Source organism: Maritimimonas sp. 2210JD6-3, assembly GCF_056591795.1.
In genome coordinates, this window is sequence record NZ_JBWQOJ010000010.1 from 1 (window position 1) to 12378 (window position 12378).

The 12378-nt window shown below is 30.9% G+C and carries 10 protein-coding genes; 1 reads left to right on the forward strand and 9 read right to left on the reverse strand.

The features are described 5' to 3' along the window. Positions 1-106: 106 nt before the first annotated feature. The 3 genes from AC1EUY_RS06350 to AC1EUY_RS06360 are packed head-to-tail and all read right to left on the reverse strand — an operon-like array spanning position 107 to position 4323. Complete coding sequence (locus AC1EUY_RS06350) at positions 107-2833, reverse strand: M16 family metallopeptidase (RefSeq protein ID WP_480194672.1); 2727 nt, start codon at positions 2831-2833, stop codon at positions 107-109. Between the two features lie 51 nt (positions 2834-2884). Next, positions 2885-3880 carry a glycosyltransferase family 2 protein gene (locus tag AC1EUY_RS06355; RefSeq protein WP_480194673.1) on the reverse strand — a complete coding sequence of 332 codons (996 nt, stop codon included), beginning with the start codon at positions 3878-3880 and terminating at the stop codon, positions 2885-2887. Next, positions 3877-4323 (reverse strand): type I restriction enzyme HsdR N-terminal domain-containing protein, encoded by a 447-nt coding sequence (locus AC1EUY_RS06360; RefSeq protein ID WP_480194674.1) that lies wholly within the window; start codon positions 4321-4323, stop codon positions 3877-3879. The genes AC1EUY_RS06355 and AC1EUY_RS06360 overlap by 4 nt, the downstream gene beginning before the upstream one ends. A gap of 29 nt (positions 4324-4352) precedes the next feature. Here AC1EUY_RS06360 and holA point away from each other — a divergent pair, with 29 nt between their 5' ends. Continuing rightward, positions 4353-5357, forward strand: coding sequence for a DNA polymerase III subunit delta (gene holA / locus AC1EUY_RS06365; protein ID WP_480194675.1), 1005 nt, complete (start codon positions 4353-4355; stop codon positions 5355-5357). On the opposite strand, the gene AC1EUY_RS06370 is transcribed toward holA, so the two are convergent. The 6 genes from AC1EUY_RS06370 to serC all read right to left on the reverse strand — a co-directional run bounded on the left by AC1EUY_RS06370 (position 5354) and on the right by serC (position 12285). After that, positions 5354-7327: an ATP-binding protein gene (locus AC1EUY_RS06370; protein WP_480194676.1), complete on the reverse strand. Its 1974-nt coding sequence runs from the start codon at positions 7325-7327 to the stop codon at positions 5354-5356. The two genes, holA and AC1EUY_RS06370, sit on opposite strands and share 4 nt — an antisense overlap. A 445-nt stretch (positions 7328-7772) precedes the next feature. Further along, complete coding sequence (locus AC1EUY_RS06375) at positions 7773-8339, reverse strand: PepSY domain-containing protein (RefSeq protein ID WP_480194677.1); 567 nt, start codon at positions 8337-8339, stop codon at positions 7773-7775. An 8-nt stretch (positions 8340-8347) separates the two neighbouring features. Continuing rightward, entirely contained in the window at positions 8348-9001 is a 654-nt protein-coding gene (locus AC1EUY_RS06380) for a YggS family pyridoxal phosphate-dependent enzyme (RefSeq protein WP_480194678.1), read from the reverse strand. Positions 9002-9026: 25 nt separating this feature from the next. Further along, positions 9027-10262, reverse strand: a complete 1236-nt coding sequence (locus AC1EUY_RS06385; protein ID WP_480194679.1) for a DUF1015 domain-containing protein — start codon at positions 10260-10262, stop codon at positions 9027-9029. A 1-nt stretch (position 10263) separates the two neighbouring features. Next, the gene (locus AC1EUY_RS06390) at positions 10264-11214 is read right to left on the reverse strand and encodes a D-2-hydroxyacid dehydrogenase (RefSeq protein ID WP_480194680.1); all 951 of its coding nucleotides are present in this window, start codon (positions 11212-11214) and stop codon (positions 10264-10266) included. Positions 11215-11220: 6 nt separating this feature from the next. Then, positions 11221-12285: a 3-phosphoserine/phosphohydroxythreonine transaminase gene (gene serC / locus AC1EUY_RS06395; protein ID WP_480194681.1), complete on the reverse strand. Its 1065-nt coding sequence runs from the start codon at positions 12283-12285 to the stop codon at positions 11221-11223. Positions 12286-12378: the final 93 nt, after the last annotated feature.

Below are 12378 nucleotides of genomic sequence, written 5' to 3' on the forward strand. Positions count from 1 at the left end.
CTAATCCTTCATTGTAAGCCATTATGTGAGGGTAAAGTTAGTAAATACATTAAAATAAAAACCCGAGAAATTTTTCTCGGGTTTTACTAAAATTTAAGAAGAATGATTACTTTTTATCATACTCTCCTGCATTAACTACCGTCCATTGATCAAATGGTTTGAAGTACTTTTTAATTGCTTTATTTACTTTATCAACAGTTAATGAAGTAACTTGAGCTTCAATATTCTTATGGAAACTCATATCTCTATCATAAAATATATTGTTATTAATCAAAGAAGATAATTCATTGTCTTTGGCCCTAGACACGCTTTGCGCTTGTACCCATCCTTTAACTGCATTATCTAATTCTTCTTGCGTAATTCCGTCTTTAATAAAACGTGCAATTTCTTCTTTAAATCCTAACTCAACTTTATCATAATTATCAGGATTGTAAATTGCATAAATTGAAATTGTTGAATTTGAATCTTTTTTATCACTATCAACACCAACATTGGCACCTGCACCATAACTTACTCCATCTTTTTGACGTAAGCGAGTGGCAACTCTAGAATTTAAAAATCCACCACCAAAAATTGAGCCAGCTATTTGCATAGCAGCATAATCCTCATCAGATTGACTTAATTTAAAGCTTAAAATACCAACGGTAAACGCATTCTTTTTATCTGGTGTATTAATTTTCTCATTCGCTACTTTATTAGCGCTGTGCGGATTGCTAATTTGTGTGAATGGTAATTTAGAAATATATCCTGTAAAAGATTTTTCAAAAAAGTCTTTTAACTTTTCACTGTCGAAATTACCTATGGCTACAATCGAAGCATTGTTTGAGATACCATAGAATTTCTTATAGTACTCTTTTAATTTTTCTACCGTTAATGCTTTAATGTCTGCAATACGTTCGTCTGTAGTCATAGAGTATAACGGATGCCCCTTTTTATATTTTTGATTCAATTCACCTATACGTCTAGAGGCAATAAATGTAGGTTCAGATTTTTGCTGTTCGATCCCAGCCAATCTTTGCGTTTTTAATTTTTCTAGTTCTTCGGCATTAAAAACAGGATTTTTAAGCATATCAACCATCAATTCTAACGTAGGCATAAGATTCTCTTCAGTAGAACTAACTCTGGCAAAGACTTTCCCATTACTTCCGCTAAAAGAAATAGATGACTTAAGTTTGCTCAATTCATCTTGAATTTGTTGTCTGGTTTTTGAAGTTGTACCTTTATTTAACATACTAGCTACAAAACCAGGAGTAACACCTATATTCATCAGGTCTTTAACATTACCGTTACGCAATGCAAAATTGATATTTACGGTTTTCCCTCTATTATCTTTCCTGATGAATCCATACTTAATTCCGTTATTGAGTTTTCCCTTTTCTAATCGCTGCTCAATATTATCATAAGTAACATCAAAAACTTCACCAGTACCTAAATCCTTTTTGCCTTTATATGCCTTTACTAAGTCTGCTACTCCTTTTGTATGCTCTATGGCAACTCTTTCTGGGTTTTTTGTAGGGATAAATTGTCCTACTGTTCTGTTTGTAGGAATCAAGTATTTCTTGGCAGCAGCATTAACTTGATCAAGCGTTGCTGCTTCAATACGATCTCTGTGAATGTAAGCTAAACGCCAATCTCCAGCACCAATAAATTCACTCATATAGGTAGCAAGAAAACCAGAATTTCTACTCATCTGATCTATCTGTTTAGTAATATTTGCTTTAGCTCTGTCTAACTCTTCTTTTGTAATGGGATTCGTTTTTACATCATCTAAAACTTTTCTTAATGTTTTCTGCGCTTCTTCTAGTGATTTATCAGAAGGCACATCTACATTAATATATAAAAAACCAGGCTCTTTCGTAAAAGGACTAAATGACCATAGAGAAGAAGCTTTTTTACTTTCAATTAAAGCTTTGTATAATCTACCTGAAGGAGCATTTGTTAAAACTTCTTCTACAATTGCTAGTGCCGAATAATCGGGATGAGAACCAGCAGGTGTATGATATAAAGACGATACTACTTGCAAATCACCAGTTCTACTTAAGTTCACCCATTTTTCACCATCTTGTGCAGGCTCTTCTGTATGTGAATCACGAATTGGAGTATTAGGATTCTTAAGTTTACCGAATTTATCTTCTATAAGTTTTAAAGTTTTAGGTATATCAAATTTACCCGTAACCATTAAAACCGCGTTGTCTGGTCGATAATATTTTTTATAAAAAGCCTTTAAGTTATCTATCGGAACTCGTTCTATATCAGAGCGATTACCTATTGTTGATTGCCCGTAATTATGCCATAAGAATGCTGTGCTAATAACGTTTTGCATCAATACACTTGTTGGATTATTTTCACCAGACTCAAATTCATTTCTAACCACTGTAAACTCAGAATCGAGATCTTTTTTAGCTATATAAGAATTTAACATTCTATCTGCTTCTAAATCTAATGCCCATTCTAAATTCTCGTCAGTAGCATTAAAAGTTTCATAATAATTTGTGCGATCATACCAAGTCGTACCATTGGGTCTCGAACCGTGGTTTGTAAGCTCTTCAGGTATGTTAGGATGATTAGGAGTGCCTTTAAATACTAAGTGTTCTAGTAAATGTGCCATTCCTTTTTCACCATAGCCTTCATGTCTAGAACCTACCTTGTAAGTAATATTAACGGTAATAGTTTGAGAAGAATTATCTGGAAATAATAAAACTTTCAATCCGTTAGGAAGTACGTATTCTGTAATACCTTCAACAGAGGCGGTTTGTTTTATTTGTGCGTTAATAGTAAATGACAAACAAAAAGCAGCAATTAATAGAAAACTACTGAGTAAACATTTTTTCATTTGATGTGTTTTTAATTGAAGCTCAAAAATATGAAAAATTGAAGTAACTAACTAGTCTTGATAGTATTTTTTTCCCTTTAAAAAGTAACTCGAAACTATACTTTTAGCATAATAAAAATTCTCGAGTCTATTTGATTGCTCTTTTCTTTTTTTAAGATATTTTGACAAGTTATGATAAAAAGCAAAATGTGCTCGCAGAATAGCAAAAGTATGTATTGGTTGTAAATTCAATAGAAATTTAAATGCAGCTAAACCATCGAATAATAATCGTATAAAAATAGTGCTAATTAACTTTTGCTTAGGTAAGTTTTTTACTAACATATATAAACTATTCCTAAAATTAAGGTATGTTTTTTTAGGATTAATACTACTTAACGTGGCGCCTCCTACATGATATACCGTTGCATCACCAACATACAGTATTCGCTGACCCAAGTTTTGAATACGCCAACAAAGATCTACTTCTTCTTGATGTGCAAAGAAATCTTCATCAAATCCGTTTAGCATATGAAATATTTCAGAACGGATAAAAAAGCAAGCTCCCGAAGCCCAAAAAATATCTTTAACATCATTGTACTGACCTTTATCAGTCTCAATAGTATCAAAAATTCGTCCGCGGCAATACAAATAACCATATGAATCTATAAAACCACCTGCTGCACCAGCGTATTCGAATTTAGATTTGTCTTTAAAATCTAAAATTTTTGGTTGTATGGCTGCAATAGTTCGCTCTTGCTCTAATTGTTCTATAATTGGTTTTAACCAATTTTGAGTTACATCAATATCTGAATTTACCAGTGCATATATATCAGCTTCAATATGCTGTAAAGCATCATTATACCCCTTGGCATAGCCACCATTTTCTGTATTTTGAATAATCGTTACTTCAGGAAAATGTTTCTTTACAAATTCAACCGAATCATCATCAGAATTATTATCTGCTACATATACATCTGCTAAATCGATACTATGTTCGATAATATTAGGTAAAAATTGTTCTAATAATTTCTTACCATTCCAATTTAATATAACAATGGCTATTTTCATGTATGATAACTAGGTAATTTCTTTAAAAAATTATAACACTTGTTTGTATGGTCTAACGTACAAAAATAATGATCTAAACCATTGGTTACCATTAAGAATTGTGCCTTTAAATTAAGATTGTATTGAGCAATTTGATCGAAAGTTTCTTGTGTTATTTTTACTTTTGGTGATTTACACTCAATAATGATTTCTGGGAATCCTTTTTTATTAAAAATAAGTATGTCAAATCTTTTTCTTAACCCATTGACTACTAATTGTTTCTCTACAGCTATGATAGATTTTGGATATTTTTTTTCTTCAATTAGAAAGTGCAACACATGTTGTCGTACCCATTCTTCTGGCGATAAAACCACATACTTTTTTCGAATAAAATCAAAAATTAACGTCTTATTTTCGCTACTTTTGAGCTTGAATTTGTATGCAGGAAAATTGAGTGCTTGCATGCTGCAAAAATGATATTTTTTTCTTAGTTGTGGACAAAATCAACCAAATAGTTTCTGAAATTCAACAGGGAAATATAGCGCCCATTTATTTTTTAATGGGAGAAGAACCTTATTATATCGACAAAATTGCTGATTATATTGAAAATAATATCCTTAGTGAGGAAGAGAAAGAATTTAATCAGGTGACGTTATACGGGCGCGATGTTAGTATTGATGCTATAGTATCGCAGGCAAAACGTTTTCCTATGATGGCAGAACGTCAAGTAATACTTGTAAAAGAGGCGCAAGAGCTATCTAGAACTATAGAAAATTTAGTAGTATATGCAGAAAACCCTCAGCCTGCGACTGTTTTAGTACTTTGTTATAAGTATAAAACTTTAGACAAACGAAAAAAACTTACGAAAGTTATTGCAAAAAATGGGGTTTTATTTGAAAGTAAAAAATTATATGAAAATCAAGTAGGAGATTGGATACGTAGAATTTTAAGTGGTAAGAAATATCAAATAGAACCTAAAGCAGCACTTATGTTGGTTGAATATTTAGGTACAGATCTTGCCAAGATCAATAATGAATTAGAAAAGCTCATCATCGTTTTGGATGATGAGAGATTAATCACTCCCAAACATATAGAAGACAATATCGGTATTAGCAAAGACTATAATAATTTTGAATTGCGTAAAGCAGTAGGAGAGCGACAAATCGTAAAAGCAAATCAGATTATTACTTATTTTGCCCAAAACCCTAAAAGTAATCCGTTAGTAATGACTATTTCACTACTCAATAGTTTTTTTACACAATTGTTTATGTATCATGGATTAAAAGATAAATCGAAAGGATCGGTTTCAAAAGCGCTACGCATTAACCCATATTTTGTGAACGATTATCAGAATGCAGCTCGTAATTATCCCATGCGAAAGGTTTCTCAAATAATTTCTTTATTGCGTGATGCAGATATGAAGAGTAAAGGAGTGGGAGCGTATAACTTAAATTCTGCAGATATATTAAAGGAGTTACTTTTTAAAATGATGCACTAATTTACAATATCGCTATCAACTTTTATAGTGAATTTTATTTTTGTTCCTAGACCTTCCTTAGATTCAACTGCTATACTACCGTGGTTCTCAGATACAATTTTCTTTACTATAGATAATCCAATACCCGTGCTTTTTACTTCTTCGTTAGTATTTATTTTTGTAAATAATTTAAAGATTTTCTCATGATATAAAGGATTGATCCCAGAACCATTGTCTTCTACAGTAAAGTAATAGTAGTCTTTTGATTTTGAAAATGATATATTTAAAATTATTTTTTCTTTATCGTTATGTTTTATTGAATTCTGTATTAAGTTATGAAAAACATGCTCTAATTCTATTTTATTAGCATAAATTTCATTTTTACCTTTTGGTAGTTTAAATATGCACTCTTTTTTTGTATCTATTAACACAATTATATCGTTTAATAAATCATTTAAATTAAAGATTTCTTTTGTTTTATTTCCTTTTACTATTTGAGAATAATCTAAAAGACCATCTATCATAGCTCCCATTTTTAGACCTCTTTCTTTTAATAAACTAAGATGATTTTGTGTTTCTTTATTAACGGTCTCATTTAGATCATCTTGTATAAATGAAATTAAAGCATTCATCGATACTAAAGGCGACTTTAGATCGTGTGCAATAATATGGTTGAAATTGTCTAATTCTGAATTACTGTTTTCTAAATGCTCTAAATTTTCTTTTAGTTTTGAGTTCATTTTTAATAGCTCTTCAGATTGTAAAGAGATTTCTTTACGTTGTTTAATCTCTAAGCTTCTCGCTTCTTCAAGATCATGAAATGAACTTGAAAACCGCATCATTAAGAGCATAGATAATAGCAAGAAAACAAATACATACCCCAAGTTTACATACATCAGCCCTTGATCGTTATCAAAAAATACAAACACATGAATACAAAAAACGATTAGACCCAATATGATCGTGAATAGAGCTAAAATTGATTTATGTTTACTTATAATGGAGGTTCTAATAATCACAAAAATCATGTATAGTAAACATATTGTCATAAAATAAACAAATGGGATGAGCATTTTTGTAAAGATTTTAGAAGGTAAAAACAGCACAGCAATTAATGATACCAGAAAACTAAATTCTATTATTTTAATGAATGTTTTATGCGTGTAATCTGAGAATATTTTACTAAAGAAAAGGCACCCAGAAGCAGCTCCTAAAAACAATGTTATGTATTCAATTCTAACTAATAACGTCCAGCTAATATTAGGAAGAATAATGGCAAATGGTGCATAGGTATCACTTAACGCTCTATATGACCAGCTTAAACAGAAAATGGCAAAATATAGCACTGCGATATCTTTGTTCCAATAGAATAAAAAGAACAATAAAAAAAGGCTACCAATAAAACTCAAACTACCAATAAAAATCATATCTGATATAGTTTGATTTTTACTTTTATTGAGAAGATATTCAGTTGTAGCAATTATTGGAGGTTCTACCAAACCTCCTTTATTATGATAATAATTAGAAACGTGAATAACAATCTCAAAATCAGTTTCGTTTGTATCTAGCGGAATTATTTTAGCAAACCTTCTATGAAATGCTTTTTTTTGAGACTTGCTAACCGTTCCAATCTCGTGTATCAATTTTTTATTAACCCAAATTTTAGCGGCAGAATAAATAGGTGGAATATATAGGGATAGATTTTGTTGCGTTTTTGGAAGCGAAAATAACATTCTATACGTGGCATAACCGAATGAAGGAAAATTTTCTCCATTAGATATTTCATACTCGGTCCAGCTATTTATGGAAACATCCAAATACTTTTGATCTGACCTAAAATTAGAAGGTTTGATAAGATCTTTCCAATAAAACATCCATCCTTTTTCAAGTTTTATTTCTGTATTTTTTTTAAAAATAATTTCTTTAAAATCAGTATATATAGAATCCGACTTTTCTTGCCGAATGCCATACAAAAGATGAGTAAAAACCATAAACATTATTAAACATAATATGGTTTTTATATCTCTAGAACTGTAAAATTTAGATTTAATCATATGCTAGACATCAACACAAACATTTACTTTTTAATACATAGATAGCTTCAGGTTAAAAATGGTATCATTTAATACATAGGAATATTTTTAACATAAATAGAAATATAAAATAATAGCTTATTCATTAAGATCGTTTGTAAGTGCTTGGTATATTAAGAAAAATAGATTTTTTGATTTTTGCTGTAATATAATTAAAAACTCTTGTTTTTTTACTTTATTGCTAACTGTGGACTAATTGTACCATTATCAACTCGGCTTAAGTTGCATAAATAGTAATTATGGCTATGTAACAAGGTAAAACGGGTACACTAAAATATACCTAATTAAAAAGCTATGATTGAACTATTAAATACACATGATACTTCGTATTAGTTTTTGCCAACTATCGATAGCTCCGCATTTTTTTTGGTCCGTACCAAAGCCAAAAGCCAGTTATCGTAAATATGAAAAGTGCGATACTCATTATAGAAGTGTAAAATAGTTTAAAATATCCATCGGTCTCTAGATAGTTATCTATAATCGAACCGTCATGAATATTTTCTATAACATCAGAGTAACGTTTGCCAACATTTAGAACTTTACCAGTTGCACCATCTAATTGTACTCCATAACGTCCCTTTTTATAAATAAACTTAACGGTTCCACGCTGTTTACGAATGTCTATTCTACCTAATTCAAGAGATATACTAGGGTCAATTTTGTTTAGAATAGTCCTGTTTGCAATACTATACAAACTATCAATGGGTAAGAAATCCTTTAATTCTGTTGAAGTACCAGTATATGTTTTTGGCAATAATAGTTCATTGCTATTTTTTTTCCATCCTAATAGAAACCCTGTTATTGCAACGATAAAAAAGAAAACAAATAATAAAACTCCTGTAGTTCTATGAATTTTTCTGAAAATGCGAAGTATTTTAGCTTGTTCTTGTCTTTTTGATCTCGCTGGCATGAATGAATTTAGTAATTTCGAGCACCAAATATAGCACTTCCGACACGAATCATAGTACTTCCGTTTTCAATAGCAATTTTATAATCACCACTCATACCAATAGACAATGTTTTGAGTTCTGAATTTTGAATAGTAAGCTTTTTAAAGAAGGTATTTAAACGAGAAAATTCTTTATTAATTTGCTCCTCATTTTTGGTAAAACTCGCCATGCCCATGAAACCAACTATCTTTATATTTTCTAAATCTTCTAATTCTTTTGAATGCAAGATAGTTTCGATTTCAGAAAAGGAAAGTCCGAATTTTGTTTCTTCTTGTGCTATTTTAGCTTGCAACAAACAATTAATAACACGATCATGCTTTTTGGCCTGTTTGTTAATTTCTTTAAGTGTGGTAAATTTATCTATTCCATGAATCAAACTAACAAAATGTGCCATATATTTCACCTTGTTACTTTGCAAATGCCCAATCATATGCCATTCAATATCTTTAGGAAGTTGATCGTACTTCGTTACCATTTCTTGAATTTTATTCTCTCCAAAAATTCGTTGACCAGCATTGTAAGCTTCTTGAATAGTTTCCACAGGTTTCGTTTTTGATACTGCAACGAGCGTTACCTGTTTTGGTAAATCAGCTTTTATACGCTTTAAATTATTGGCAATCATTTTGCTAACTATTCACTATTTGAAATTAAAATTCATACATCGTCAAACCACTTCTTAGTTTGGGTTCAATATAGGTGCTTTTTGGCGGCATCTTTAAATTTGCATCTGCTATCGCTTTCATTTGTTCTACGGTGGCAGGAACCATACCAAAAGCAACAGCAAATTTACCTGAATCTACTTTGTTCTTCAAACTAAATATATCGTTCTTTGAATGTGCATAGTCAATTCTCGAACTGTTGTGTAAGTTTTCAATACCTAGAATAGGTTTTAGAATGGTTCTATATAATACATCAGCATCAAGATCACTTAAAGCATTTTTAAAGTTAAATATTGATTTCCGTAAGTATAATGAATAATATTCACCATCTAAATACATGCTAAAATGATGTTTTTTAGATGGCTTGTAAAATTGTTGTCCTTTATTATCGATACGATACATAGCATCTAATTTGATTAACAACTCTTCTTTTGATAAACCATTTAAATCTTTAATCAATCTATTGAATTCTGAAATCTTTAAATGGCTTTCTGGAATTAGATAACTCATAAAATAATTATACGGTTCCTCACCAGTATGGTTTTTATTTTCAGATTGTAATTGGCTCGCTAAAAGACAAGAAGATGAAGAACGATGGTGGCCATCAGCTATGTATAACGAATTTATTTCCGCGAAAGCGTTACAAATAGATTCTATATCAACAACATCAGATACAACCCATAAAAAATGTGATTGTTTATCTGTAGTAGTGAATTCGTATTCTGGTCGCTTTGCCTTGTATTTCTCTATAATGGTTTCAATAGTAGTATTGTCGGGATAGGTGAGTAGTACAGGTTCGGCATTAAAGCCTACAGTTTTTAGATAATTTTGAAATAATAGCTCTCTATTTTTTATAGTGCCTTCGTGTTTTTTTATAATATTATTAGTATAGTCGTTTACACTTGTTGCAGCTATAATTCCACAGAAAACAGCTTCATCAACTATTTTCTTATAAATATAAAAAGCTGGTTTATCGTCTTTTTTTAAAATCTTATTCTCTTTAAATTCAATAAACCTATTATGTACTAATTTAAATCGTTCTTCTCCTGATACTTGTTGATGGTATTTATACCCAGGATTTATTATATGTAAAAACGTGTAGGGATTAAAATCTAATTTAGCTCCTAATTCTGCTGGTGTATAAGCTTCATAAGATTTAGAAGACACAAGAGCCACCTTATCTCTTGTGGCTCTAACTGCTTTAAAAGGCTTAACAATAGCCATTTTATTTTAATATAGCTATGATTTGCTCTGCTAATTCAGTACCTATTCTGTCTTGAGCTTCATTGGTAGCAGCGCCAATATGCGGTGTTAATGACAAATTAGGATTCATTAACAACTGAATTTCTGGTGTTGGTTCTTTTTCAAACACATCTAATGCCGCATACGATATTTTACCTGAATCAATAGCATTTACCAAGGCAACCTCATCGATAACACCACCACGTGCTGCATTTACTATGCCAGCACCATCTTTCATCATATCAAATTCTTGCTTAGAAATAACATATTCTTTTTGTGCAGGAACATGTAATGAGATAAAATCAGATTGTTGTAATAATTCTTCTTTCGAAATAGTTTCTATATCAAAATTTACAGATTGCCCATTATAAAATTCTAACTTTAGAGTTGCATTTTCAATAAATGGATCATATGCTTTTACATTCATACCAATTCCTAAAGCGATCTTAGCCGTAGCTTGACCTATTCTACCAAAACCCAGAATTCCTAAAGTCTTTCCTTTTAATTCAACACCTTTAGCATATGCTTTTTTTAGGTCTTTAAATTTAGAATCTCCTTCTAAAGGCATTTCTCTATTCGAATTATGTAAAAAACGTACCATACCAAATAGATGCGCAAACACCAATTCAGCAACAGAATGAGACGATGCAGCTGGAGTATTTATGACGTGGATGCCTTTACTACGTGCATAGTCAACATCAATATTGTCCATACCAACACCACCACGACCAATTATTTTTATAGACGCACAAGCATCAATAATGTCTTTACGCACTTTAGTTGCACTTCTTACTAATAACACAGTGATGTTATTTTCGTTAATATAGTTAATCAACTGTTCTTGAGCTACTTTAGTGGTTATCACTTCAAAACCTGCTGCTTCTAATGCTTCAACACCTGAAGTTGCTACACCATCATTTGCTAATACTTTCATTCTATTTTATTTATTAAAATTTTGCATTACATTAACTAACACTTCCACACTTTCTAGTGGTAATGCATTATACATACTTGCTCTATAGCCTCCAACAGATCGATGACCATTTAATCCATTAATTCCTGCAAGCTTACAAGCTTGATCAAAACTTTCTTTTAAAGATTCGTCTGTTAAATTAAATGTTGCATTCATTTTTGATCTAGAGCTTTTCTCAGCAATCCCAATAAAAAATTCATTAGAATCGATTTCATTATAAAGTAATTCAGCTTTTTTATTATTCTCTTTTTCAATAGCTGGTATTCCGCCAAGGTTCTTTAACCATTCTAAGGTTAACATTGAAGTGTACACTGCAAATACTGAAGGTGTATTAAACATACTATCTTTACCGATATGAACTTGATAATCGAGCATTGATGGAATATTCCTTCCTGTTTTTCCTAAAATTTCGTCTTTAACAATGACTAAAGTTGTACCAGCAGGTCCCATATTTTTTTGGGCTCCTGCATAAATAAGGTCAAACTGTGAAAAATCTAATACGCGAGAAAAAATATCAGAACTCATATCGCAAACAATAGGAGCGTCAACTTTTGGGAAAGAACCCATTTGAGTACCAAAAATGGTATTATTACTCGTACAGTGAAAATAATCGATGTTTGAAGAAATAGAATATTCTTTTGGAATGTAATTATAGTTTTTATCTTTCGAAGAAGCCACTATTTCTATAGTGCCAAGCATTTTAGCTTCTTTTATTGATTTAGAACTCCATGTTCCTGTATCTAAATAAGCTGCTTTTCCGTTTTTACTTAGTAAATTGTAAGGCACCATTAAAAATTCTAAACTGGCGCCACCTTGTAAAAAGAGTACTGAATATCCTTTATCTTTTAAGTCAAGTAGTTCAAGAACTAATGCTCTGGCATTTTCCATTACATCTACAAAAGCTTTGCTTCTGTGTGAAATTTCAATTAAGGATAGATTATCATCGTTAAAATTTAAAACAGCTTGTGAAGCCTTTTTTAAAACCTCTTGTGGTAAGATACATGGACCTGCGCTAAAATTATGTTTTTTCACAAATAAAATGCTTAAAAATTAAAGCACAAAGTTGATTAAATTATTATAAATAATTACTACTAATTCCTAAAAAATACCTAACAATTATTGACA

Bases quoted from the DNA above. Each gene is read 5' to 3' on its own strand.
- AC1EUY_RS06350 (WP_480194672.1), bottom strand. From the start codon at position 2,833: ATGAAAAAATGTTTACTCAGTAGTTTTCTATTAATTGCTGCTTTTTGT.
- AC1EUY_RS06355 (WP_480194673.1), bottom strand. From the start codon at position 3,880: ATGAAAATAGCCATTGTTATATTAAATTGGAATGGTAAGAAATTATTA.
- AC1EUY_RS06360 (WP_480194674.1), bottom strand. From the start codon at position 4,323: ATGCAAGCACTCAATTTTCCTGCATACAAATTCAAGCTCAAAAGTAGC.
- AC1EUY_RS06370 (WP_480194676.1), bottom strand. From the start codon at position 7,327: ATGGTTTTTACTCATCTTTTGTATGGCATTCGGCAAGAAAAGTCGGAT.
- AC1EUY_RS06375 (WP_480194677.1), bottom strand. From the start codon at position 8,339: ATGCCAGCGAGATCAAAAAGACAAGAACAAGCTAAAATACTTCGCATT.
- AC1EUY_RS06380 (WP_480194678.1), bottom strand. From the start codon at position 9,001: ATGATTGCCAATAATTTAAAGCGTATAAAAGCTGATTTACCAAAACAG.
- AC1EUY_RS06385 (WP_480194679.1), bottom strand. From the start codon at position 10,262: ATGGCTATTGTTAAGCCTTTTAAAGCAGTTAGAGCCACAAGAGATAAG.
- AC1EUY_RS06390 (WP_480194680.1), bottom strand. From the start codon at position 11,214: ATGAAAGTATTAGCAAATGATGGTGTAGCAACTTCAGGTGTTGAAGCA.